Source organism: Sphingomonas sediminicola (assembly GCF_049991885.1).
In the GTDB taxonomy this organism is placed as follows: domain Bacteria; phylum Pseudomonadota; class Alphaproteobacteria; order Sphingomonadales; family Sphingomonadaceae; genus Sphingomicrobium; species Sphingomicrobium sediminicola.
Genome location: NZ_CP178916.1, coordinates 2,332,501 through 2,356,146, shown reverse-complemented (window position 1 = coordinate 2,356,146; position 23,646 = coordinate 2,332,501). Strand labels below are relative to the sequence as shown.

Below are 23,646 nucleotides of genomic sequence, written 5' to 3'. Positions count from 1 at the left end.
GCGATATTATTTTGATATCACTTTAACAGGGAGGTTCTCGTGGCTGACAATGTCACCGCCTTGAAGGCCAGCCGGGAGCGGGCGGCCTCAACATCCAGCGGCTACCTGATGCTGTTTCTCTTGTTGCTCGACATCCTTCTCATTGCTTTTGGCGCCTACAATCTGAGCAATTACGCGGCCGGCTGGGCGCCGGTCCTAGCGGTGCTCCTCGGACCGATCGCGCTGCTGCTCATCGCGCCAGGATTCTTCATGTTGCAGCCCAACCAGGCCTCCGCGATCACCTTGTTCGGGGATTACCGCGGCACGGATCGTGCAACGGGCCTCCGCTGGGTGTGGCCATGGATGATTCGCAAGAAGGTCTCGGTCCGATCGGTCAACTTCATTTCCGAGCGAATCAAGGTCAACGACCTGCGCGGCAACCCGATCGAAATGGCAGCCCAGATCGTCTGGCGCGTGGTCGATACGGCTCAGGCCCTGTTCGACGTCGACGACTATAGGGAGTTCGTGAAGGTCCAGGTGGAAGCGGCGATCCGCACCATCGGCTCGCGCTATCCGTACGACGATTTCGAGCACAAAGAGATCACCCTTCGCGGCAACCACGACGAGGTCGGGGTCGAGCTTCGCAAGGAGCTGATCGCGCGTCTTGCGGTCGCCGGAATCACGATCGACGAATGTGGCTTCACGCACCTCGCCTATGCGACTGAGATCGCCGGCGCGATGCTACGTCGTCAGCAGGCGCAGGCAGTCGTCGCGGCTCGCCGGACACTCGTCGATGGCGCGGTGGGCATGGTCGAGATGGCGCTCGCGTCCTTGTCCGAGAAAGGGGTCGTCCACCTCGATGACGAGCGGCGGGCGGCCATGGTCTCGAACCTGATGGTCGTGCTCTGCGGTGAGCGTGACACGCAGCCCGTGGTGAACACCGGCACGCTCTACACCTAGGTCAAAATGGCTGGCGGCGGCGAGCGCAAGGCATATCCGTTGAGGGTCGACCCGGACCTTTGGTCCGCAGTCGAGCGCTGTGCCGCCGCCGACCTGAGGAGCGTCAACAGCCAAGTCGAATGCCTGCTTAGAGAGGCGCTGAAGGCCCGCGGCGTGAAATTGGAGCCACCACAGCCGGTCAAGCGCGGCCGCCCCAAGAAGGGCTGATCGACTAGCCGACCGAAAGATCGTGCTGCTGGTTCAGCAGCCTCCACTCGTCGAGATCCGCATGCATCGCTCGCGCGGCCTGTTCGACAAGGTCTCCCGCCCGCGGAAGGTTCGCAGGCTCCCGCTCCAGGCGATCGACGATCTGTTCCAGGACCTGCGCGGTCTGCTCCGATCGCACCGCGCTCCCTACATAGTCGCCCTGGACCCTGATGCCGAAGACTGCAGTGCCGATGGCCGGGAGGCCTGCAGACAGGAGGGTGAACCAATTGCTGTTGTGCTTGACCCAGGCCGGATCGACCACGAACCCGATGAGCAGGGCGATGCAGCCCACGAGCGCGAGGGCGAACAGGCTGTAGCCGAATATCTCGAGACGGTGGTCGAGCCGTTCGACCTGCCGCGCGGTCGAACGGTGGTAGTCGATTTGCGGGGTGATCTCATGTTCGGCGATCGTTTCTGTGAGGATCTTGAGCTTATCCTGCGTGAGCCGCCCGGAAGGGCAAGCCATCGCCCGCCACACCGCGATTGCATACCAGTCGATCCACCGTCGAGCGACCGGATTTGCGCTGGTTCCGGGTGGGTCCGGCGCCGCCAAGGCAAGCATTTTCAGGCTGCGCATGGGCCGAAGACGCTCGGCCAGCTGACGATAATCGAGCCAGCGACGGTGCCATTGCTGCCTGGTGCCAAACCAGGTGTTGAAGAGGATCGCGAGCACCGCGATGAGCTCGGCGACTGCAAGATACTTCTTCGCGTCGGGAAGGACCAATGTGGTCAGCGCGAGCAGTACGGCCAGCGCACCCAGCACGAAATTGAACACGTGCCCGCTCCGGTAAGATTGGGCGAAATGGGTGGCGAGGCTGTCGGCCCACTCGTACCAATTCTGGAGGGAAGTGAGCGGCGCGCTGACGGCCTGCACTCGCTCGCATGCGTCGCAATAGCTCCGCCATTCGGCATGGGACTGCTCGAACGCCGCATCGGCTCGCCAGTGCTGTCGGCGGAAGCGCGATACTCCGGTCGCGGCGAGTAGAAGCGGATATTCGATCCGTGCCTTCACCTTCCGCCGGCATTCGCTCTGGAACTTGTGGATGAAGTTACGCTCCTGCGCGCCTGGCGGCGGGGTCACCAGCGCGTTGAGAACGTCGTTCAACTCTTCATTGGAAAAGCCTCGAACGTTCGCCGTGTCTTCGGCGCTTGTAATGACGGCGGGCTCGAAGGCGCTCCATCTCAGGGTAATTGGCTGCGAGGCCGAAATCGGAACGTGGATCGTGGGTGTCGCTCGGTCATGAGCTAGCCGCACGATTTCGCCAGTCCCGCCGCGCCCCCTGGGCGGGAGGCCATCCCATACGGCGATTAGCAGATCGCTGTGAGCAACCGTTGCACGCCCGGCCATGACGTAGCTCTCGAGCAAATGGCTCGTGTGCCCGGGAAGCTCGAGCACGCAGGACGCGCGCGAGAGTAGCGCGTCGAATTCGGCGCGGCCGGCCGCTTCCGCCATGTCCTCAAGATATCGGTCGCGTTCGAACGGAAGGATTGCGTGCAGCTCGAAACCGAGCTCCAGCGCGATTGCGGCGGCGATCTGATCGGCCCCGTCTGCCAGCGGCGAGACGAATAGCAGCCGCAGCGGTGCATCGGAAAAGAACTCGCAGTTCGCGCGCCGCACGTCATTTGCCGTGGCCGCAATCGCCACGAGAACGTCGCGCAGCCGGCTCTTCAGCGCCTCAACCGCATCCGCGGCAAGGGCATCCCTTCGGTGGCCGGTCACCCCAACCGCAAGGACGAACGGCAGCGATGGTGGGCACTCCCGCATACGGCGACGACCCGACTGGTGCAGGTTCAGCTCAGGCGCAGTGATCGCTCGCTCCTATTGCGCACTAGTCCCGCCGTTCTTGAACTCAGGATCGCAAGGCTCGGCCTTATTGGCCTGGTCGACGAAGTTCAGCTGATACCGAAGTATCGATTCCTTGTCGTTCTTGTTGACGAGCTTCAGCGTGTTGTCATCGCAGCTCACGACCTCGATCTGCTTGTCAGTCGCTCCTGGGGAAGGGCACTGACCGTCCGCATTCTCGTGAATCCAGATCGGCTGCTCGGTATCGAAGCGAAGCTTCCGGCTGGTTGTGTCTTGAAGCTTGAACTCTACCAGCACGTCGTTGTCGCCCTTATCGAATTCGATCCGCGAGACTTTTGCTTTCTTCCCGTCGATTTCCCAATCGATGAGGCCCTTGTCGCCTTTCTTGGCCTCGACTTTCACGTCCTTTGCCATGACCGAGCTCCTCTTCTCGTTTTCGTTTACCCAACAATTGAAAGGTCGCGCTTGTAGGTGGGGTCGCCGTAGCCCATGCGATCCAGCCGTGCGGCCAGGCCTCCCGCCTCTTCCCGTCGGCCCAATCCTTTCAGGATCACGACCTTGCGGGCGATCAGTGCCGGCCTGTCGGACGCTTCCGCGGGCCATGACCGCAATGCACTCGCAAATGCGTCGCGAGCTCCTGCCCGATCCCCGGACGAGCTTTGGACCAGGCCCCGCAAGAGGTAGGCATTGGCTAGGACAAGCCGCGCGTCGCTCGAAGGCGATCTCGCGAGTTCGCCTTGCGCAAGTCCGTTCAGCTGGCCGGAGAGCTCCTGCGCCTCCGCCAGCGCGCCTCGCCCAACGGCCGCGCGAATCTTTGTTTCGAGGCACATGCTCCTCAGATCCATGCGCCAGAGAACAACCGTTGAATCTTTTGAAACGAGCCTGTCCGCGGAATCACAACCGGATCGAACAAGCGCGGACGCTTCGTCGACGTTTCGCGCCGCCAAATCGAACTTGGCGAGCTCGAGCTTCGAATAAGCGGTCATCGCCGCCCAGTCCGTATTTGCCGGCTCAGCTTTCAGGAGAGCGTCGCCAATGTTCACCGAAGTGCGCATTTGCTGGATGCCGGCAGCTAGGTTTCCTCGAACGGCGTTCAACCGACCCGCCGCGCGGTACGCAACGACGGCTTGACGGCGATACTCCGCGTCACTGTTCGGATTGGTGATGAGGGGCTGGAGTAGTACGATCTGGCGTTCCCGCTGCGCGAGGCCGTCGTCGAGCCGGCCCTCCTTCTCTCGCGCGTCGCCGAGCCACGCCAGGACCTCAATCAGCGCCTTGCGGTACTGCGCATTGTCCGGAGCGCTCGCGGCCAGCTTTTCGCGGTCGGATAGCGAGTTCTCGAACACCGATGCCGCTTCGGAATACCGACCCGATTCCATCAGCAGGATTCCGAGATTGGTATCGGCGTAAATACCTTCCATTTGCCAGGTCGGGTTCGAAGGGTCGGTCGCGATCAACCGCTGCGCCAACGCCTTGTAGTTGCGCATCGCCGCTTCAGCTTCGTTCGTCATGCCCCGCAGGCGGGCAACGTCCCCCACGTAGAAGACGTTTTGCGCGTGTTCATAAATTCGCTGCGGATCGTTGGGCGATCGACGCAAGGCTTCGGCGGTGCCTGCCAAGGCTTCACGGTAGCGCTGGAAGGCTCCATCCACGTCCCCCCGGCTGCTTGCGATCTGTCCCATCAGGGTCAGCGCCCTCGACCGTTGGGTCAGGCTTTCGTCGCTTAAGCTCGTTGTGTCCTGGTGCCGGTAATAATCGAGCGCGCGCGCCCCGACGCTGTCAAGGACATCGAGACGGCCCAGTGGCTCCAGTTTGTTCTTCAGATCCCCGAGCATGAAGCCGATAAGACCTTCGGCTTGCCTTCGTTGATCGCGAGCAGCGTCGCGTGCCTGGATAGCGGTGTAAGCAAGTCCGCTCGTCACCACCATTCCCGCGAGGGATGCGGCAGCCAGCAAGGCTAGCCTTTTCTGCCGCCGGACTTCGTCGCGACGGATGAGATCGTCGAGGCCGACGCCCAGCATTCCTGCGACGAGCTTGAGCAATCCCAGGCGTCTGACTTCGGCATCGCCGCGAAGGTCGGCTGCCAGTGGCTCGGCTCGCTTCGGCGTCGGACGTCCACGTCGATCGTACCGGAACCGGAGCGCCCTCGGCAGGCATTCTTCCTGCTCCCTGCCCGGATGCTCGGATGCAAAGGGCTCGCCGGCCACGATCGCGGCGAGGACGCAGCCTTCGGGGTGCACGCGCTTGAAGGCCTCGATCTCGGCATTGGTCCATTTGGAATCAGCCGCCGCCGGCGAGCAGATTACGATCAGGAAGCGCGACGTCGAGAGCGCGGCACGAATCTCGTGGCCCAAGTCATCCGACGCAGGAAGCTCCCTTAGGTCGCGGAAGATCGGGGTGAGCCTTCGAGGTACGGAACCGTGATCGGTGACGCGGCCGACCAGATGGCCGGGCACGCGGAACTTCTCGAGCTCATCATGGAGCCAGCGCGCTGTCGGCTCGTCGCGGTGGCTGTAGCTGAGGAATGCGAAATAGTGCTTCGAGCCACCGGCGAAGGGCGTCGCCGAAGCTGCATCCCGGTCGGGATGAATCCACTCAGACGGCCGGGCAAGTAACGTCATCGCTGCCCTCGCAACTCCGCTAAATCGCTTACCATTTCCGCGAATTTAACGCGAATCAGTCCTCGGACCTCGCTTGGCCGTAGCGGCGGCAGGCCCTATATGCGCCGCCATGTCCTCAATTCGCCCGTGGCGAGATATCGCGCGCCGCAAGTCGCGTCAGATCATGGTCGGCTCCGTTCCGGTGGGCGGAGATGCGCCCGTAACCGTTCAGACAATGACCAACACGCCGACTGCTGATGCGGGCGCCACGATCGATCAGATCCGACGCTGCGAGGATGCAGGCGTGGATATTATTCGCGTCTCCTGCCCCGACCAGGACAGCACGGCGGCCTTGAAGGAGATCGTCCGCGCGGCGAACGTCCCGATCGTTGCGGACATCCATTTCCACTACAAGCGCGCGCTCGAAGCGGCGGACGCCGGAGCGGCCTGCCTGCGAATCAATCCCGGCAACATCGGTTCTGAAGACCGTGTTAAGGAAGTGATTGCGGCGGCTCGCGCCAACGGCTGCGCGATCCGCATTGGCGTGAACGCCGGAAGCCTCGAGAAGGACCTTCTCGAAAAGTATGGCGAACCGTGCCCCGAGGCCCTCGTTGAGAGCGCGCTCGACCACATCCGAATTCTCGAGGATCACGACTTCCGAGAGTACAAGGTCGCGGTCAAAGCGTCCGACGTCTTCCTCGCGGTCGCTGCGTATCATGCGCTAGCAGACGCAGTGGATTGTCCATTGCACCTCGGCATTACGGAAGCCGGCGGGTTGATCGGTGGCACCGTGAAGTCATCGATCGGCATCGGCTCTTTGCTTTGGGCAGGGATCGGCGACACGATCCGCGTATCCCTTTCCGCCGAGCCGGAGGAAGAAGTTCGCGTCGGCTACGAGATCCTGAAGGCGCTCGGCATCCGCAATCGCGGCGTTCGTGTTGTCTCCTGCCCAAGCTGCGCGCGGCAGGGCTTCGACGTGATCCGCACGGTCCAGACGCTGGAGGAAAGGCTCCAGCATATCCGCACGCCCATGTCGCTCTCGGTGCTAGGATGCGTCGTCAACGGTCCAGGGGAAGCCCGCGAGACCGACATCGGCATCACTGGTGGCGGCCAGGGCAAGCACATGGTCTTCCTGTCGGGAGTCACCGACCATCATGTTCGCGACGAGGACATGATCGAGCACATCGTGAAGCTGGTCGAGGCCAAGGCCGCGGAAATCGAGGCGGCGTCCGCAAGCGACGAGACTCTCGACGCAGCCGAGTAAAGTTCAGCCTTTTTTCACCTTGTTGGGCGCATTGTCGCGCCGTGGCCAAGCTGTTGTTCATTCTGATTTTGGGCGGAGCGCTCGCCGGCACCATGGAGCCGTCGGAGCCGCCGCTGCTGATCGATGATGCCTCGCAGCCCGCACCGTCTTCGCCTGACGCAGACCTGTAATCACCACAGCATCTTCGCGAGTTTAAGCAATTGCTGACGAGTTGCGCTTAAATTGCAGCTCAATGTACCGAGCTCTCTTTGCGTTCATTGCTGTCGGAACCGTGATCGGCCTCGCCGTGCCGACGTCCAAGCGCCCGCCAGCCGCACCGGCCTCCGTTCCGCAGAATGACGGCCAAGCCCGTGAGACCGTCCTCGAGCGCGAAAGCAACGGGCATTTCTACGTCCACGCGAAAGTGAACGGCGAACTCGTCCGCTTCCTGGTCGACACCGGCGCAAGCGGTGTCGCCCTCACCGTTGAAGACGCCCAGCGCATCGGCATTCCCGTCAATCCGGCCGAATTCGAATATATTGGCGAGGGCGCTTCGGGCCCGATTCGCGGCAAGCCGATCATGCTGCACGAGGTCGATGTGGACGGGAAAAAGGTGACCGATGTCCGCGGGGCAATCCTCGAGGGTTCGGAGCTGTCGCTTCTCGGCCAGTCCTATCTGTCGCGGATGGGCGAGGTGCAGATGCGCGGCGATTATATGGTGCTGCGCTAGCCGACGCTCATGGCTAAGGGCGGTGCGTGAATCGCGTCGCCCAACATCCCGTCCAGGCCTTTCTCGCGGCGCTAGCCGCAGTCGGCATCCTGTCGGTCATGGACGCTGTGATGAAGGCGCTGGTGCTGGCGATAGGGATCTACGCTGTCAGCATCTGGCGGTCGGTCGTCGGCTTCATTCTTTCAGGGAGCCTCTACCTCCCGCGCCGCCTTCCATGGCCGAGTCGGTCGACGCTCAGGATCCACGTTGCGCGAGGCTTGATCGTTACCGTTATGGCGTTCCTCTTCTTCTGGGGAATCGGCCGGGTGCCGCTCGCCCAAGCCATCGCCCTGACGTTTATCGCTCCGCTAATCGCACTCATGCTCGCGGCGCTCTTCCTGCACGAGAAAATCGGCGGACGATCCATCGGCGGCTCGGTTGCGGCCTTTGCCGGGGTTCTCGTTATTGTCTTGGGGCAAGCGCGGGCCGAGCTTGGTCCCGACGTCCTGATGGGTAGCGTCGCCATCATTGGCTCCGCGCTTTGCTATGCCTGCAACATCGTCTTGATGCGGCATCAGGCGCTGGCGGCCAAGCCGCTCGAGATCACCTTCTTCCAGTCGCTGACCGTTCTGGTCCTATGGCTGGCGGTCATTCCGTTCGCGGGCCTGCCGGACTGGCCATCGGACTATTGGTGGACGTGGATCGTCATTGCTGCGGCTATGTCGACGGCCGGCGCCATGCTCTTTGCCTGGGGTTATGCGCGTGCCGAGGCGAGCTACCTCGCAGTGACCGAATATAGCGCATTCCTATGGGCCGCTGCGCTCGGCTGGATCGTCTTCCAAGAACCGGTCTCTCTCTACACCGTTGCGGGTGCCGGCATGATCGTCGGAGGATGTATCATTGCCGCCCGGAGCAAGATTGCTGCGCCGGGTGAAGTGGAGGTCGCGACCTAGCGGGATCCGAGTATGTTCACCGTCAACGCAAGCACACCAAGATTGAAGAAGAAGCCGACCACGCAATGGACGGTGACGACCTTGCGGATGTGTGGTGACGTGATCGCCACGTCGCTGGTTTGGACCGCAACACCAAGCGTAAAGGCAAAATAGGCGAAGTCCGCCATCAGCGGTTCGCGCATCTTGGGAAACTCGAGGCCGGCACAATCGCGGCCGCCATCGTCTGCCGTGTAATAGAGATGAGCATAGTGAAGCGCGTAGACTGCGTTGGCGAACGTCCAGACCAGAATGAGGCTGACGGTGACGATGAACTTGTCGAGGCTCGAGATCTTCCCGCCTTGAGCGAGCTCGCCGACGAGCACGGCCAGGATCATGATGGTGAGCACAAAACTGAGGATGAGCAGGATTGCGCGGTTGGCGTCGTTGTGGGCTGCTTCCTGGCGGATGCGCTTCGCGTCAAATCGGAACGTCGGCGCGTAGGAAGCAAGGAAAGCGATTGCGGCGACGTCGAACCCGATCAGCAGACCTCGCGAAAGCACTGCGCCCGCCCCGATCGCAACGATCCAGGCGGCGATCAGGATCGCGAAGAACAAGAGGAAACGCCACGGGGCGATACGATTGATATTCATGCCACTGCTCGCCATGAGCGCAGAACCTACAATCGGCAAGTTGGTTGCGGAGGCGAAACATAGCCTGGTTCTGGCTCATTCTGGGAGGCGTATTCGAAGTCGGCTTCACGACGTCGCTGCGTTTCGTCGATGGCTTCAGGAATGCTCCGTGGACGATCGCCTTTCTCGCTTCGGTCGCAATCAGCATGGGCTTGCTGGAGCTTGCGTCCCGCTCGATCCCGATGGGAACGGCCTATGCGGTCTGGGGCGGGATCGGCGCGGTCGGCACGGTGATCGTCGGCATCCTCTGGTTCGGCGAGCCTGCGGCGACCGTCCGCATATTGCTGATCTTCGCAATCGTGGCGGCGATTGCGGGCTTGAAGCTCACCGCCTAAGTCCCCCGCAATGACGACGCCCCAGCCCGTTCGCGGGACCCAGAGCTTGCTAGGAGAAGAGGCCGACCGCTTCCACGCAGTGGTCGACGCGTTCGATCGCGTCCGCCGCCTGTTCGGCTTCAGGCGCGTCGAGGTTCCGGTGATCGAGCAGACCGCCGTCTTCGCTCGCACGATCGGCGAGACCACCGACGTCGTGTCCAAGGAAATGTATTCGTTCGAGGATCGCGGCGGCGAGCTGATCACCCTGCGTCCGGAGTTCACGGCGGGCATCTGTCGGGCCTATCTCAGCGAGGGTTGGCAGCAGTTCGCGCCGCTGAAGCTCGCGGTGCACGGACCGGCCTTTCGTTATGAGCGTCCACAGAAGGGCCGCTTCCGCCAGTTCCACCAGCTCGACGCCGAAGTGATTGGGGCAGGCGAGGCCGCTGCGGATGTCGAACTGCTGTCGCTCGGCGACCAGCTATTGCGCGAACTCGGCATCCACGAAGGCGTGACGCTTCAGCTCAACACGCTTGGGGATGCGGAGACGCGCGATGCCTGGCGGTCGGCTTTGATTGAGTATTTCGAAGCGCATCGCGATTCGTTGTCCGAGGACAGCCTGGCCCGGCTCGAGCGCAACCCACTCCGTATTCTCGACACGAAAGATCCGAAGGAACGCCCGATCGCGGACGCCGCGCCTTCGATCGACGATTATCTGACCGGTGAGGCTTCCGATTTCTTTGGGCAGGTGACGGCCGGCCTCGATGCGGCGGGTGTGAAGTGGGTAAGAAACTCGCACCTCGTTCGCGGGCTGGACTATTACCGTCACACGGCTTTCGAGTTCGTCACCGACCGGCTTGGAGCGCAGGGGACGGTGATCGCCGGCGGCCGCTATGACGGCCTAATCGAGGCGCTCGGCGGTCCGCATACGCCAGCCGTCGGCTGGGCGGCCGGAATTGAGCGGCTGGGCATGATGATCGATGCGCCCAAGCCGGAAGCGGCGACCGTGGCGGTCGTGCCGCTCGGCGATAAGGCCGAGGCTGCGGCGCAAGGAATCGTGGCAGGACTTCGCCGCGAGGGCATCGCCGCCGACATGGCCTATCGCGGCAACATGAAAAAGCGGCTGAGCCGCGCGAACGCGTCGGGCGCTAAATATGCGCTAATCCTTGGCGACAATGAGCTCGAGAGCGGAGAGGCGCAGCTCAAGGACCTCACAACTGGTGAGCAGCGAGCGGTATCGCTCGACCTGATCGGGGATGCGATCCGCAAATGACCCAGATTTCGTCGGAGCGTATCGCGTCCATCGAGGCGAAGAAGCAGGAACTTGCCGACGCAATGGCCGCTGGCGACCTCTCGCCGGACGACTTCGTGCGCCTGTCCAAGGAATATGCGCAGATCGAGCCCGTCGCTGCGGCTGCTCGCGAAGTCCGCCGTCTGCGCGCCGAGCTCGAAGTCCTGAACGGGATGGTGGCCGACCCCGCGGCGGAAGCGGAGCTGAAGGAGATGGCTGCGGCCGAGGCCGACGAGATCCGTCACAAGCTTCCCGACGCCGAGCGCGCCCTGGCCATCAAGCTCCTGCCTCGCGATTCCGCCGACGAGCGCGCTGCAATGCTCGAAGTCCGCGCGGGAACTGGTGGCGACGAGGCCGCGCTTTTCGCAGGCGACCTGCTCCGAATGTACCAGCGTTTCGCGGAGTCGCAGGGCTGGAAGTTCGAATTGATCTCCGCGAGCGCGTCCGACGTCGGAGGCTACAAGGAAGCCGTCGCCTCGATCATCGGACCGGGCGTCTTCGCTCGACTCAAGTTCGAAAGCGGGGTGCATAGGGTTCAACGCGTGCCGGCGACCGAGAGCGGCGGGCGCATTCACACCTCCGCTGCGACCGTTGCCGTGCTTCCGGAAGCGGAGGATGTCGACGTCCAGATCGATGACAAGGACCTGCGCATCGACGTCTACCGGTCCTCCGGTCCCGGTGGTCAGTCGGTCAACACCACCGACAGCGCGGTGCGCATTACCCACCTGCCGACCGGCCTCGTCGTCATCCAACAGGACGAGAAGTCGCAGCACAAGAACAAGGCGAAGGCGATGAAGGTTCTGCGCACGCGCCTTTTCGAAATGGAGCGAGAGCGTCTCGCCAGCGAGCGCGCCGGAGCCCGCAAGTCGATGGTCGGTTCGGGTGACCGCTCCGAGCGCATCCGCACCTACAATTTTCCGCAGGGCCGGGTGACTGACCATCGGATCAATCTGACGCTGCACAAGTTGCCGGAGATTCTCGAAGGGCCGGCACTTGGCGAACTTCTCAACGCGCTGGCCGCGGAGGACGAGGCGGAGAGGCTCGCCGGTCTCGAACAAGCGTGACGACCATCCCCCGAGCCCTCTCCCGGGCGACCAACGAACTGGGACCAGTCAGCGACACGCCTCGCCTCGACGCCGAATTGCTGATGGCCGAGGCGCTCCACATCGACCGTGACAGGCTGATCCTGTCGCCGCCCCAGCGCGAAGCTCCCGACCGCTTTTTCCAGATGGTCGATCGGCGAAAGGTTGGGGAGCCTGTTGCCTACATCACCGGCCGGCGCGCCTTCTGGAATATCGAGCTGCACGTTGGGCCGGGGGTGCTAATCCCGCGGCCGGACAGCGAGGTTCTGATCTCGTCTGCTCTCGAGCATTTCGAAGGCGCGGATGGGCCGAAGCGGATCCTCGATCTCGGCACGGGTCCCGGAACGCTTCTGTTGGCCGCCCTCGATCTTTGGCCCGGTGCGACCGGTCTGGGCGTCGACGTCTCGCGGCAGGCCATGTCCTATGCGGCGGCAAATGCGCGGCGGCTCGGGTTCGAGCCCAGGGTAGAGTTGATTGAAGGCGACTGGGCCAAGGGGATCAGCGAGAGGTTCGACCTCATCCTCTGCAATCCGCCCTACGTCGCGGAAGATGCCGAACTTGGACCGGGAGTCCGTGAATATGAGCCGGACGAGGCACTTTTCGCGGGCAAGGAAGGCCTCGACGCCTATCGTGAATTGGCACCCCAGCTTCCTCGGCTGCTGAACAAAGGGGGGCTCGCCGCCGTCGAGATCGGCCATGATCAGGCCGAGGCGGTGACGGGGCTTCTCGCTCGCGATGGGCTTTCCGCCCGGATCGCGAACGACCTCGCCGGCCGGGCAAGGGCGCTGCTGCTAACTTGGAGTGTTTAGAAATTCGCTTGGCATCCGCCTGTTCCGACACTACATCTAAGTCAGGACCGGGCTCGCTCCCTTGAGAGAAAGCTGAGCAGATCCCGCTCCACCCCCGACGCAATCGGCCGTTCGCATCGTGTCCATGAGACACAGTTCGGAACGAGAGGGTCAGGCCCGGCACGTGGAATTCGTGCTGGTCTGGCAGTCTCAGGTGAAGGGGAAAGCTTCTTGTTAAGGAAGTAGGCATTTGATCAATAATCGTCAGGGCGGCCGCAGGCGCGGTCGTGGGGGTCAGAGGGGACAAAGCCTCGGGGGACAACCCGGAGGTAACCGTCAGGACAACCGGCAGCGCGGAAACGCGGCGCAGCTGCTCGAAAAGTACAAGAGCATGGCGCGCGATTCGCAACTCGCCGGTGATCGCGTCCAGAGCGAGTATTACCTCCAGTTCGCGGAGCACTATTTCCGCGTGCTGAGCGAAAGCCGTGCCCGTTTCGAGGAACAGAATCCGCGTCGCCAGCGCGACGACGAACTCGACGAGGACGACGGCGACGAAATGGAGACGTCCGGCGAAGACAATTCGGACATCGAGGAAGAGCAGGCCACGCGTCCAGAGCGCAACGACCGCCGCGACCGTGCCGAGCGCCCGGAGCGTCAGGAGCGCCAGCGCCGTTACTCGCGCAACGATCGTCCCCGCGACGAAGGCGATGAACGCAACGGCCTCGAGCGCGGCAATGGCGCCGACGAGCGGATTCCGATGGATGTTCTTCCGCCGGCGATCGGGCGCGAAGAAAGCGCGAATGACGAGGGTGAGGAGGAGGCCATTGAGGCCCGCCCCCGCCGTCGCGCGCGACGTCCCCGGTCCCAGGATGAAGGCGACATCGCTCCCGCCGCGTGATCTTCACGCTCAACAGGGACAAGAGCCGAAAGCTCATTGAGGGCCTGACCGAGGCCGCAATCATCGTCCGCGGCGCTTCCGTCGTTATGAGCAATGCCGCGGCCCGCAACCTTCTCGGCATCGGGATCGAGGGCGTTGACGTTCGGCAGGTACTGCCGCATCCGGCGCTGATCGAGCGCCTTGTTCGGGGTGGGTTGACCGGGCCCGAAGAAATCGAAGCCGCGGGCTTCGGCGGGTCACGCCGCCACTGGCTCGCCCGAATCGCGCCGCTTGGGGACGGCGCAATACTCGTCCGCCTGATCGACCGAAGCGAAGCGCGTGCCGCCGAGCAGATGCGCGTCGATTTCGTCGCCAATGCGAGCCATGAGTTGCGGACGCCGCTGGCTACGCTGATCGGCTACACCGAGACCCTTCGTGAACATACCGGCGAATTGGACGGCGAGACGCAAGGGCGGTTTCTGGCGATCGTTCACGAAGAGGCTCGCCGAATGCAGCGGGTCGTTGAAGACCTCATTTCCCTTTCCCGCATCGAGGCCGAAAAGTTCACGACCCCGACCGAGGCCGTAGATCTCGAGCAGTTGATCGAAGTAGCGGTCGAAAGCGCCAAGCGGATGGCCGACGAACGCGGGTCGGCGCTTCTCTGCAAGATAGAGCCTGGATTGCCTCCGGTTGCGGCCGATCGCGTGCAGATACTCCAGGTGCTGGACAACTTGATCACCAACGCGCTTCGGTACGGCGAACCAGGAACTCCGGTCGAGGTCTCGGCATCGCTCGAGGACGAAATGGTTCACCTCCGCATCGTCGATCAGGGCGAGGGAATCGCGCCGGAGCACATCCAGCGACTGACCGAGCGATTCTACAGGGTCGACACGAGCCGCAGCCGGTCGCTCGGCGGGACGGGTCTCGGCCTTTCAATCGTCAAGCATATTGTCGAGCGACACCGAGGCCGCCTGACCATCGAGAGCGAGGTCGGGAAGGGCACGACCGTGCACGTCCTGCTGCCGGTTGCTGCGGGATCGCTGTCATAGAAGTGTAACAGAAGAGTCGCGAAGAGGTCGCTGAACTGCCGCTAGGGCCGATTTCGAAATTGGCCCGAATGGGAGTTCGCAAGTGAACAAGATGATGATTGCGCTGCCGCTTGCGGCGGCGCTTGCCGCGTGTGGAAGCAATGGCGGCGGCGAAGGCGGGGCCGCGAAACAACAGCTGAAGGTGGTCGGTTCCTCGACCGTCTATCCCTTCACGACCGCGGTCGCCGAACAGTTCCAGCGCGATAATCCCAATGTCAGCGTAGTCGTGGAATCGACCGGCACGGGCGCGGGCATGAAGCTGTTCTGCGGCGGTGTCGGCGCGAACTTCCCCGACATAGAGAATGCTTCGCGCGCCATCAAAAAGAGCGAGTATGACTCATGCGTCGCCGCCGGTGCGAAGACGATCATCGAGGTCCCGATTGGCATCGACGGACTGACGTTCATCGAAGCCAAGGGCAGCCAGCTCGCCAACCTGACGCAAGCCGACATTTACAAGGCGCTTGCCGCCAATCCGTTCGGCAAGGGCCCGAACACGGCGCAGACCTGGAAGGACGTCAATCCGGCGCTTCCGGCCATCAAGATCCGCGTGCTTGGCCCACCGCCGACGTCGGGCACCCGCGACAGCCTCGCCGATCTCTATCTTGAGAAGGGCTGCAACACCGATCCGGCGATGGAAGCGCTGAAGAAGTCGGACGAGAAGAAACACAAGGACGTCTGCACCAAAATCCGCGAAGATGGCGCCTATGTCGAGGCTGGCGAGAATGACAATCTGCTGGTCCAGAAGGTCAGCGCCGAGCCGGGCACAATTGGCGTGCTGGGCTTCAGCTACCTCGAAGAGAATCTGGACAAGGTTCAGCCTGTTCAAATTGCCGGCGTTTCCCCGACGGAAGCGACGATTGCCGACCTCTCCTATCCGGGCGCCCGCAAGCTCTACATCTACCTGAAGGGCGAGCACCTGGCGGCAAAGCCGGCCCTGCGTGACTTTGTCGCAGCCTATTCGAAGGCGTGGGGCAAGGGCGGTACGCTCGAGAAGCGTGGACTGGTTCCCTTCGCTGGAGCAGACTCGGAAGCTGCTGCCAAGCAGGCCACCGAGCTCAAGCCGCTCGACCCGGCGACCCTGAAGTAAGCCTCGCCAGCGCCGGCCGTGACGCTCGGAATTGCCTTGATCGTGGTCCTGCTGATCGCTTCGGCGGTCGGCGGGATCGCGTTCAACAGGGCACGGCAGCTCCGCGCGGGTGGAAGGCTTCACTCGCTTCCCGTCTACCACGGCATTCACGCGGCCCTTTGGGTCGTGGTGCCCGCCTTACTAGTGCTCGCCGCATGGTCTCCCATGCAGACCCGGCTCGTCGACCAGGCAGTGCTATCAAGCCCCGAAGGCAAGGCGCTTCCCGACTTCGAGATGCAGCGCGATTCGATCCTCGATGAGGCGCGGCAAATTGCTCACCATGAGATCGAAACCGGCTTTAATCCGGAATCGACGTCACTCGCGCCTCGCGTAGCGGAAGCGGAAGGCCGCTATGCGTTGATTGGGGGCATTGCCGCCATACTGATTGCGCTCGGTGCTGCAGGCGTCCTGCTCCTGCGGAAACGTGATCGCGAGTTCCGGGCGCGGACGTCGGTTGAGCGCTGGATGAATGGCCTGCTGATCGGCGCCTCGCTGATCGCGATCTTCACGACCCTCGGGATCGTCCTGTCGTTGCTGTTCGAATCCCTGCGATTCTTCCAGCTGGTGCCGATCACCGACTTCCTGTTCGGGCTGTCCTGGAGCCCGCAGATGGCGATCCGCGCCGACCAGGCCGGCTCGTCGGGCGCGTTCGGATCGATCCCGCTCTTCTGGGGCACGATCCTGATCGGCGCGATCATCGCCATGATCGTCGCGATTCCGCTTGGTCTGATGAGCGCGATCTATCTCACCCAATACGCCAGTCAGCGGGCACGGGCGGTCATCAAGCCTGTGCTCGAGATTCTCGCGGGCGTCCCGACGGTGGTCTACGGTTATTTCGCCGCCCTGACTGTCGCTCCCTGGATCCGCGAAGTCGGAATCTCACTGGGCATCGAATCGGCAAGCAGCGAGAGCGCGCTCGCCGCAGGCCTCGTCATGGGCATTATGATCATTCCGTTCGTCAGCTCGATGGCCGATGATTCCATCGCCGCCGTTCCGCAGGCGATGAGCGACGGCAGCCTCGCGCTCGGCGCAACCAAGTCCGAAACCATCCGCAAAGTTCTTCTCCCCGCCGCGCTTCCGGGCGTCGTCGGGGGTGTATTGCTCGCCGTCAGCCGCGCAATCGGCGAAACGATGATCGTCGTCATGGCTGCCGGCCTAGCCGCCAACCTTACCGCCAATCCGTTCGAAAGCGTGACGACGGTCACCGTTCAGATCGTCCAGTTGTTGACCGGTGACCAGGAATTCGACAGCGCCAAGACGCTGGCGGCTTTCGCGCTCGGCCTGGTGCTCTTCCTGATCACCCTGGTCCTGAACCTGATCGCTCTGACCGTCGTGCGCAGATACCGAGAAGCCTATGAATAGCGTCGCTTCAGAAGCCGCCATCACTCGCTGGACCGGCGATGCGATGCAAAGCCGGCTGCGCAAACGCTACCGCTCGGAGCGGCTGTTCAAGCTGCTCGGCTTCGCGGCCGTCGGCATTTCGCTTGCCTTCCTGGCCTTTCTCCTCGGCACGATGCTGTGGAAGGGCGCGGGCGGACTAAGCCTCGGCTTCTTGACGATGTCGGATTCGACCGACCCGGCGACCGCCGGCGTCTGGGGCGCGCTGAAGGGTAGTTTCCTGACCATCGTCGTGACGATGGCGTTAGCCTTCCCGGTCGGAGTGCTGTCCGCGATTTACCTCGAGGAATTCGCGGCACGGAACCGTTGGACCGACATGATCGAGGTTTCGATCAACAACCTCGCGGCCGTTCCGTCGATCATCTTCGGCCTGCTCGGCCTCGCCGTATTCCTGAACTTCATGCACCTGCCGCGCTCCGCGCCATTGGTGGGCGGCCTGACGCTGGCGCTGATGACCATGCCGGTCATCGTCATTGCCGGCCGGAACGCGATTCAAGCCGTCCCGCCCTCGATCCGCGAAGCTGCGCTCGGCGTCGGGGCGTCGAAGATGCAGGTCGTTTTCCATCACGTGCTGCCGCTGGCATTGCCGGGCATCTTGACCGGGACGATCATCGGCATGGCACGTGCGCTCGGCGAAACCGCACCGCTGCTAATGATCGGCATGCGCGCCTTCATCGCGGTCCCGCCGTCAGGCATTACCGATCCGTCTTCCGTTCTTCCGGTCCAGATATTTCTCTGGTCCGACGAGGTCGACCGCGCGTTCGTCGAGAAGACGAGCGCTGCGATCATCGTTCTGCTCGTCTTCATGCTGATGATGAACGGGCTCGCTATCTATCTTCGCAACCGCTTCGAGCAACGCTGGTAGGCCCATGCTTATGACGACCACGAAAGCCCCGACGATCGCGCCGCCGGTCCCGCTGCACGCCGACGAGGAGCCGCACGTTACGACCAAGCGGGCACCCAAGATGCGGGCAAAGGACATCAGCGTTTTCTACGGCGACAAGCAGGCGCTGAAGGATGTCTCGATCGAGATCCACGACGATCGCGTGACCGCTTTCATCGGCCCGTCGGGCTGCGGCAAGTCGACGTTCCTTCGCTGCCTCAACCGCATGAACGACACGATCCCGTCCGCGCGCGTCGCTGGCCGGATCGAGCTCGATGGTGAGGACATCAATGCGCCGGCGATGGACGTGGTGCAGCTACGGGCCCGGGTCGGAATGGTATTCCAGAAGCCGAACCCGTTTCCAAAGTCGATTTACGAGAATGTGGCCTACGGTCCCCGCATCCACGGACTTACCGCGTCGCGGACCGAGCTCGACGAGACCGTCGAGAAGTCGCTGAAGCGCGCCGGTCTTTGGGATGAGGTCAAGGACCGCTTGAACGAGAGCGGCACGGCTCTGTCCGGTGGACAGCAGCAGCGCCTTTGCATTGCGCGTGCCATCGCGGTCGATCCGGAAGTCATCCTGATGGACGAGCCCTGCTCGGCGCTCGACCCGATAGCGACGGCTCGCATCGAGGAGCTGATCCACGAACTTCGCGGCCGCTACGCGATCGCGATTGTCACGCACAACATGCAGCAGGCGGCGCGCGTTTCGCAGCGCACGGCTTTCTTCCACCTCGGCGAGCTGGTCGAATATGGCAAGACCAGCGACATGTTCACCAACCCGCGCGAACAGCGCACCCAGGATTATATCACTGGGCGGTACGGCTGATCGGAGCAGAGACGATGCAACAACAGACCGGTCACACACTCAAGGCATTTGACGAGGATATCGATCGCCTGCGCGGGCTCATCAGCGAGATGGGCCAGCTAGCCCACCAGGCGATCCGAGAATCCATGCGCTGCCTGATCGAGCGAGACACCGAAGGAGCGCTTCGGGTCGTCGAGCGCGACAAGGAGATCGACCGCCTCGAGATCGAGACGGAGAAGCGCGTTGTTCAGTTGATCGCGCTTCGCGCGCCGATGGCGGGCGATCTTCGCGATGCCGTTGCGGCGCTGAAGATCTCCGGCGTCGTCGAGCGCATCGGCGACTATGCCAAGAACATCGCCAAGCGGGTCCCACTGCTGGACGGCGCCAGTGACATCGAGCCAGTCTCGCTGCTTCCGGAAATGGCACGCATCGCGACCGACATGGTCACGGACGTGCTTCGGGCATTCGTCGAGCGTGACGCCAAGGGCGCCGTCCGGGTTTGCGAGCGCGACCAGGCGGTCGACGATTTCTACGATTCCATCTTCCGCACTTTGCTGACGCACATGATGGAGAACCCGCACAATATCGGCCAATCGGCCCACCTGCTGTTTGTGGCAAAGAACCTCGAGCGGGTTGGAGATCACGCGACGAACATCGCCGAGATGGTTTATTACGCCGCGACCGGCGAGCATATGGTTGAGCCCAGCAAGAAGCGGCGTCGGAAAACGACATGACGAAGAAGAAGCTACTCCTCGTCGAGGACGATCGTGCGCTCGCGGAGCTTCTTATCTGGCATTTCGAGCGCGAGGACTTCGATGTCCGTCGCACGGGTGACGGCGAGGAAGCGCTGTTGCTGGCTGCGGAAGAGGCGCCGGACGTCATCATCCTCGACTGGATGATCGAAGGGATCACGGGCCTCGAAGTTTGCCGGCGGCTTCGTCGTCGCTCCGAAACCGCAAACGCTCCGATTATCATGCTCACCGCTCGTGGCGAGGAGAGCGATCGCATCCGCGGCCTCGAGACCGGCGCGGACGACTATGTCACCAAGCCGTTCAGCCCGCGCGAATTGGTCGCTCGTGTCGAAGCCGTGCTTCGCCGTGTCCGGCCGGCGCTTGCCGCCGAGCAGCTTGGCTACGAGGACGTCGAGATGGACGTTGCCGCTCATCGCGTTCGTCGAAGCGGCAAACCCGTTTCCCTGGGCCCGACCGAATTCCGTCTGCTCCGCCATTTTCTCGAGAATCCGGGCCGCGTCTTCTCGCGCGAGCGGTTGCTTGACACGGTCTGGTCGCACGATCCCGACATCGATCTCAGGACGGTCGACGTGCACGTTCGCCGTCTCCGCAAGGCGCTGAACGACGGCGGGCAGAAGGACATAATCAGGACGGTCCGCTCGGCGGGCTATTCGCTCGACGCCGAGGCCTGAGAGTCACCCGAAAACCTCGTCACGAGACTGAAACAAACCGGTCATTTTCGAGTCTTTGCACGCTCCTAGAGAATGATTGTCGCGGCTGAGCCGCCGACCATTCCAAGGGGTATTATTCAGATGTCTTCCAAGATTTTGGCTCTGGCGGGGGTCGCACTGATGGCAACCACCGCCAGCACTGCCGCTGAAGCCCGCACGCAGATGCGCGCCGTCGGCTCTTCGACCGTCTATCCGTTTGCCAAGATCGTTGCCGAGCGCGTCGCTCGCGCCAACGGTCGCCTCGGCACGCCGATCATCGAATTGACCGGGACCGGCGCCGGAATGAAGCTGTTCTGCGCCGGCGTCGGCGAGCGCTTCCCGGACATTGAGAACGCCTCACGTCGGATGAAGGCTTCTGAAGCAAAGCAGTGCGCCGCAAACGGGGTGACCAAGGTCACCGAGATCCAGGTCGGCATCGACGGGATTTCGCTGGCAACGTCCAAGCGTACGCCGCTTGCCAACCTGACCACGCGCGACATCTACCTCGCACTCGCCAAGACGCCGTTCGGCAAGCCGAACAGAGCGAAGACCTGGAAGGACGTAAACGGCAAGCTGCCGGCGCTTCCGATCCGAGTCTATGGGCCGCCGCCCACGTCCGGCACGCGTGATGCGCTCGGCGAGCTGATCATGACTGCGGGCTGCGACAGCAACCCCGGCATGGCAGCGGTAAAGAAGGCCGACGAGATCAAGTACAAGGCCATCTGCACCGCGATGCGCGAGGACGGCGCCTTCATCGAGGCGGGCGAAAACGACAATCTGATCGTCCAGAAGCTCGAGGCAAACCCCGGCACCGTCGGCATCTTCGGCTATTCTTACCTCGAAGAGAATACGAACCTGCTGAAGGGCCTCTCCATCAACGGCGTCGCGCCGAGCTACGACTCGATCAGTTCATTCAAGTATCCGGGTGCTCGCCCACTCTACGTCTACGTGAAGAACGCTCACGTCGGTGCGATCCCGGCGATCCGCGCCTTCGTCGCCGAGTTCACCAAGGAGAGCGCATTCGGGCCGAACGGATATCTTCGCCAGGCGGGTATGATCGCGTCGCCGACACAGGTGCGGGCCCGCTCGCAAATGGCTGCACGTGGCCTCGCTCCGCTCAACTTTGCGAGCCTCAAGTAGCAGCGTTCCGCCACACAAACTGATCGTCCATGACGGCGCCGGCCCCTTCGGGAAGCCGGCGCTGAGGCCTCACCAAAGAGGCGGGGGAAAGGGAATAGAATGACTCGCAAGTTCGTAATCGCCGCGCTGCTCGCCGGCACAGCAGTATTCGCTGCGCCGGCCCAGGCCGCGGCGCAGGAAGCACCAGCCGCTCAAGAGCCGACGGCCCCGGACGCATCCGACGCCACGGCCGACGCAACCATCGCCAACACCAATCAGGTCGACGACCTGCAGGCAAAGATCGAGCTGCTGCAGGCCCAAGTCGAAGCGCTTCAGGAATCGCTGGAGGGCGTGAAGAAGCAGCAGGCCAAGGCGGTTCCTTCGTGGAAGGGCGGGCCTGAGTTCGCCGACAAGGATACCGGCTTCACCTTCAAGCCGAAGGGCTTCGCGCAGTTCGACACGGGCTATGTCGGGTTCCCTGACGGCGACGAGCGCCGCGGAACGGTCAGCGGCCTCAATTTCCAGAACCTCGGCTTCAACAGCCGCGCTCGCCGCCTCGTGTTCGGCGCGGAAGGCACGCTGCCCGGCCGGTTCGGATACAAGGTCGAATTCAACTTCGCCCAGGGCACCGTCGACTACGAGGACATCATCCTCACCTACGACTTCGAGAAGGCGCCGCTGCAGGTCTCGGTCGGTAACTTCTATCCCTATTCGAGCCTCGAAACGATGACGAGCTCGCGTCTGGGAAGCATGCTCGAGCGCGCCTCGTTCACCGATGCGTTCAACTACAACCGCCGCCTGGGCATCGGCCTGCAGTTCTCGGACAAGGCGACGGACAGCTACCTCGTACAGGCCGGCATCTTCTCGACGCCGATCAATGACGCGAGCTTCACGCGCACCGGCTGGCAGGCATCACTGCGTGCCCTGTACACGCCGACGCTCGGTTCGACCCGCCTCCATGTCGGCGCGAACTTCCAGCACCGGTCGAACAGCCAGGAATCGCTGGGTGCGCAATATCGTACGCGTCCGCTGACCCAGATCACCGACCAGCGTTTCATCGATACGGGCACGCTCGCATCGTCGGGTGACGACACGCTCGGCGTCGAGTTTGCCGCGATCCACAAGAGCCTGCACGTTGCGGCCGAAGCGCAGAAGGTCTGGGTGCGTAATACCTTCACCGCGGCCGAGCTGGCGGCGACCAACGCCGATCCGAATGACAACGATGTTGCGACCGGCACCGCGCTGAATGGTAATCCGTCGTTCTGGGGCGGATATTTCGAGCTGGGCTACTTCCTCACCGGCGAGACCCGCGCCTACAAGGGTGGCAAGTGGGATCGCACGAAGGTGCTCAAGCCGTGGAACGACGGCGGCTGGGGCGCCCTGCAGATCAACGGCCGCGTCGACTATGTCGATCTTAGCGACCGCGTTGACAGCAGCGCCACCTACGCCGCGCCGTTCTACGTCAACGGCGGCAAGCAGCTGGGTCTTCAGGCCAGCCTGATCTGGAATCCCATCGATTGGGTCCGCTTCATGGCGCAGTACGGCCACGTGGAAGTGACGGGCGGTCCGCGCGCGCTTGGCTTGGTCGACCCGAACAAGCCGGCGAACAAACGCAAGTTTGGCGCCGACACGTTCGCGGCCCGGGCTCAGATCGAGTTCTAGAGCCTTTCCACCCACTCCCCGGAAAGGCACGGCAGGCCCCCTCGCCCGGATGTACGGCGAGGGGGTCTTTGCTTTCTTGGCTCAGGCCGCTTCGATAGGACGCGGGCGGTTGTTCTCGTCGAGAGCGACGAAGGTGAAGAGACCTTCGGTAACCGGGACCTGCGTCGCACCGCGATCGCGGCTGGCGACGACCTCGATCCGGACCGCCATTGAAGTTCGCCCGACCCGCTCCACCTCGGCGTAGACGGAGATGACGTCGCGCAGGTGGATCGGGGCGATGAACTCCATCCTCTCGATCGCAACGGTCGCGACTGGCCCCTGCGACCGTCGGGACGCGGTGATTCCGCCCGCGATGTCCATCTGGCTAAGCACCCAGCCGCCAAATATATGGCCGTTGGCATTAATGTCGCTGGGCCCCGGAACGACGCGCAGCACCGGGTCGCGGTTCGTGACTGTCACTACTCTTCATCCTCTTCGAATCTGTTTGCTTCATCGTCATGCCCGGTCGACGAGCTCAGGAAGACGAGGCTCATCAACGCACCGGCGAGCAGAACGGAAAGGCCGGCGCCGAGTGCGGTTGCGATGAGCATGTGAATGTGGACACCCTCGT

26 protein-coding genes (1 of these 26 only partly in view) are annotated in these 23,646 nt (G+C 63.0%); 20 read left to right on the top strand and 6 right to left on the bottom strand.

Annotation, left to right across the window (positions count from 1 at the left end):
- Positions 1 to 39: 39 nt before the first annotated feature.
- Both ACMC5O_RS12265 and ACMC5O_RS12260 read left to right on the top strand, forming a co-directional pair.
- Positions 40 to 939: an SPFH domain-containing protein gene (locus ACMC5O_RS12265; protein ID WP_426692941.1), complete on the top strand. Its 900-nt coding sequence runs from the start codon at positions 40 to 42 to the stop codon at positions 937 to 939.
- Positions 940 to 945: 6 nt separating this feature from the next.
- Positions 946 to 1,146, top strand: a complete 201-nt coding sequence (locus ACMC5O_RS12260) for a toxin-antitoxin system HicB family antitoxin (protein ID WP_187708546.1) — start codon at positions 946 to 948, stop codon at positions 1,144 to 1,146.
- 4 nt (positions 1,147 to 1,150) lie between these two features.
- On the opposite strand, the gene ACMC5O_RS12255 is transcribed toward ACMC5O_RS12260, so the two are convergent.
- From ACMC5O_RS12255 to ACMC5O_RS12245, 3 genes are read right to left on the bottom strand one after another with little or no spacing between them, the layout of a single operon-like run.
- Complete coding sequence (locus ACMC5O_RS12255) at positions 1,151 to 2,950, bottom strand: DUF4231 domain-containing protein (protein WP_426692940.1); 1,800 nt, start codon at positions 2,948 to 2,950, stop codon at positions 1,151 to 1,153.
- A gap of 54 nt (positions 2,951 to 3,004) precedes the next feature.
- Positions 3,005 to 3,403, bottom strand: coding sequence for a hypothetical protein (locus ACMC5O_RS12250; RefSeq protein WP_187708548.1), 399 nt, complete (start codon positions 3,401 to 3,403; stop codon positions 3,005 to 3,007).
- 26 nt (positions 3,404 to 3,429) lie between these two features.
- Positions 3,430 to 5,610, bottom strand: coding sequence for a TIR domain-containing protein (locus tag ACMC5O_RS12245; protein ID WP_426692939.1), 2,181 nt, complete (start codon positions 5,608 to 5,610; stop codon positions 3,430 to 3,432).
- Between the two features lie 109 nt (positions 5,611 to 5,719).
- On the opposite strand from ACMC5O_RS12245, the gene ispG reads away from it, so the two are divergent.
- From ispG to ACMC5O_RS12225, 4 genes are all read left to right on the top strand, one after another.
- Positions 5,720 to 6,853 carry a flavodoxin-dependent (E)-4-hydroxy-3-methylbut-2-enyl-diphosphate synthase gene (gene ispG / locus ACMC5O_RS12240; RefSeq protein WP_187708551.1) on the top strand — a complete coding sequence of 378 codons (1,134 nt, stop codon included), beginning with the start codon at positions 5,720 to 5,722 and terminating at the stop codon, positions 6,851 to 6,853.
- Positions 6,854 to 6,894: 41 nt separating this feature from the next.
- The gene (locus ACMC5O_RS12235; protein WP_281389387.1) at positions 6,895 to 7,023 is read left to right on the top strand and encodes a hypothetical protein; all 129 of its coding nucleotides are present in this window, start codon (positions 6,895 to 6,897) and stop codon (positions 7,021 to 7,023) included.
- 62 nt (positions 7,024 to 7,085) lie between these two features.
- Positions 7,086 to 7,562, top strand: coding sequence for a retropepsin-like aspartic protease family protein (locus ACMC5O_RS12230; protein WP_187708552.1), 477 nt, complete (start codon positions 7,086 to 7,088; stop codon positions 7,560 to 7,562).
- 26 nt (positions 7,563 to 7,588) lie between these two features.
- Positions 7,589 to 8,494, top strand: a complete 906-nt coding sequence (locus tag ACMC5O_RS12225) for a DMT family transporter (RefSeq protein WP_246444215.1) — start codon at positions 7,589 to 7,591, stop codon at positions 8,492 to 8,494.
- On the opposite strand, the gene ACMC5O_RS12220 is transcribed toward ACMC5O_RS12225, so the two are convergent.
- The gene (locus tag ACMC5O_RS12220) at positions 8,491 to 9,123 is read right to left on the bottom strand and encodes a DUF1345 domain-containing protein (RefSeq protein WP_426692938.1); all 633 of its coding nucleotides are present in this window, start codon (positions 9,121 to 9,123) and stop codon (positions 8,491 to 8,493) included. The two genes, ACMC5O_RS12225 and ACMC5O_RS12220, sit on opposite strands and share 4 nt — an antisense overlap.
- 44 nt (positions 9,124 to 9,167) lie before the next feature.
- On the opposite strand from ACMC5O_RS12220, the gene ACMC5O_RS12215 reads away from it, so the two are divergent.
- From ACMC5O_RS12215 to ACMC5O_RS12150, 14 genes are all read left to right on the top strand, one after another.
- A complete protein-coding gene (locus tag ACMC5O_RS12215; RefSeq protein ID WP_246444217.1) occupies positions 9,168 to 9,497 on the top strand; it encodes a DMT family transporter in 330 nt (109 codons plus the stop codon).
- Between the two features lie 10 nt (positions 9,498 to 9,507).
- Positions 9,508 to 10,746 (top strand): histidine--tRNA ligase, encoded by a 1,239-nt coding sequence (gene hisS, locus ACMC5O_RS12210; RefSeq protein ID WP_187708553.1) that lies wholly within the window; start codon positions 9,508 to 9,510, stop codon positions 10,744 to 10,746.
- Entirely contained in the window at positions 10,743 to 11,828 is a 1,086-nt protein-coding gene (gene prfA / locus ACMC5O_RS12205; RefSeq protein ID WP_187708554.1) for a peptide chain release factor 1, read from the top strand. The genes hisS and prfA overlap by 4 nt, the downstream gene beginning before the upstream one ends.
- Positions 11,825 to 12,655: a peptide chain release factor N(5)-glutamine methyltransferase gene (gene prmC, locus ACMC5O_RS12200; protein ID WP_426692937.1), complete on the top strand. Its 831-nt coding sequence runs from the start codon at positions 11,825 to 11,827 to the stop codon at positions 12,653 to 12,655. The genes prfA and prmC overlap by 4 nt, the downstream gene beginning before the upstream one ends.
- A gap of 229 nt (positions 12,656 to 12,884) precedes the next feature.
- On the top strand, positions 12,885 to 13,532 hold the full coding sequence (locus tag ACMC5O_RS12195) for a DUF4167 domain-containing protein (protein ID WP_426692936.1): 648 nt from the start codon (positions 12,885 to 12,887) through the stop codon (positions 13,530 to 13,532).
- Positions 13,529 to 14,560 carry an ATP-binding protein gene (locus ACMC5O_RS12190; protein WP_187708555.1) on the top strand — a complete coding sequence of 344 codons (1,032 nt, stop codon included), beginning with the start codon at positions 13,529 to 13,531 and terminating at the stop codon, positions 14,558 to 14,560. The genes ACMC5O_RS12195 and ACMC5O_RS12190 overlap by 4 nt, the downstream gene beginning before the upstream one ends.
- Positions 14,561 to 14,651: 91 nt before the next feature.
- The gene (locus ACMC5O_RS12185; RefSeq protein WP_187709995.1) at positions 14,652 to 15,686 is read left to right on the top strand and encodes a substrate-binding domain-containing protein; all 1,035 of its coding nucleotides are present in this window, start codon (positions 14,652 to 14,654) and stop codon (positions 15,684 to 15,686) included.
- Between the two features lie 30 nt (positions 15,687 to 15,716).
- A complete protein-coding gene (gene pstC, locus ACMC5O_RS12180) occupies positions 15,717 to 17,087 on the top strand; it encodes a phosphate ABC transporter permease subunit PstC (RefSeq protein WP_426693531.1) in 1,371 nt (456 codons plus the stop codon).
- Positions 17,080 to 17,988, top strand: coding sequence for a phosphate ABC transporter permease PstA (gene pstA / locus ACMC5O_RS12175; protein WP_246444223.1), 909 nt, complete (start codon positions 17,080 to 17,082; stop codon positions 17,986 to 17,988). The genes pstC and pstA overlap by 8 nt, the downstream gene beginning before the upstream one ends.
- A 100-nt stretch (positions 17,989 to 18,088) precedes the next feature.
- Positions 18,089 to 18,835: a phosphate ABC transporter ATP-binding protein PstB gene (gene pstB / locus ACMC5O_RS12170; RefSeq protein ID WP_222949995.1), complete on the top strand. Its 747-nt coding sequence runs from the start codon at positions 18,089 to 18,091 to the stop codon at positions 18,833 to 18,835.
- Positions 18,836 to 18,849: 14 nt separating this feature from the next.
- The gene (phoU, locus tag ACMC5O_RS12165) at positions 18,850 to 19,548 is read left to right on the top strand and encodes a phosphate signaling complex protein PhoU (RefSeq protein WP_187708557.1); all 699 of its coding nucleotides are present in this window, start codon (positions 18,850 to 18,852) and stop codon (positions 19,546 to 19,548) included.
- The gene (gene phoB / locus ACMC5O_RS12160; RefSeq protein ID WP_187708558.1) at positions 19,545 to 20,237 is read left to right on the top strand and encodes a phosphate regulon transcriptional regulator PhoB; all 693 of its coding nucleotides are present in this window, start codon (positions 19,545 to 19,547) and stop codon (positions 20,235 to 20,237) included. Before phoU ends, phoB begins: the two co-directional genes overlap by 4 nt.
- Before the next feature lie 159 nt (positions 20,238 to 20,396).
- On the top strand, positions 20,397 to 21,395 hold the full coding sequence (locus tag ACMC5O_RS12155) for a substrate-binding domain-containing protein (RefSeq protein WP_426692935.1): 999 nt from the start codon (positions 20,397 to 20,399) through the stop codon (positions 21,393 to 21,395).
- A 99-nt stretch (positions 21,396 to 21,494) separates the two neighbouring features.
- The gene (locus tag ACMC5O_RS12150; RefSeq protein ID WP_426692934.1) at positions 21,495 to 23,036 is read left to right on the top strand and encodes an OprO/OprP family phosphate-selective porin; all 1,542 of its coding nucleotides are present in this window, start codon (positions 21,495 to 21,497) and stop codon (positions 23,034 to 23,036) included.
- A gap of 81 nt (positions 23,037 to 23,117) precedes the next feature.
- Here the strand turns inward: ACMC5O_RS12150 and ACMC5O_RS12145 are convergent, their stop codons facing one another.
- Positions 23,118 to 23,495 carry an acyl-CoA thioesterase gene (locus ACMC5O_RS12145; RefSeq protein WP_187708561.1) on the bottom strand — a complete coding sequence of 126 codons (378 nt, stop codon included), beginning with the start codon at positions 23,493 to 23,495 and terminating at the stop codon, positions 23,118 to 23,120.
- Positions 23,495 to 23,646: the 3' portion of a hypothetical protein gene (locus ACMC5O_RS12140; RefSeq protein ID WP_187708562.1), read on the bottom strand. Its footprint extends 130 nt past the window's final position; the window shows 152 of its 282 coding nt (coding positions 131-282); the start codon falls outside the window, past its right edge; its stop codon occupies positions 23,495 to 23,497. The genes ACMC5O_RS12145 and ACMC5O_RS12140 overlap by 1 nt, the downstream gene beginning before the upstream one ends.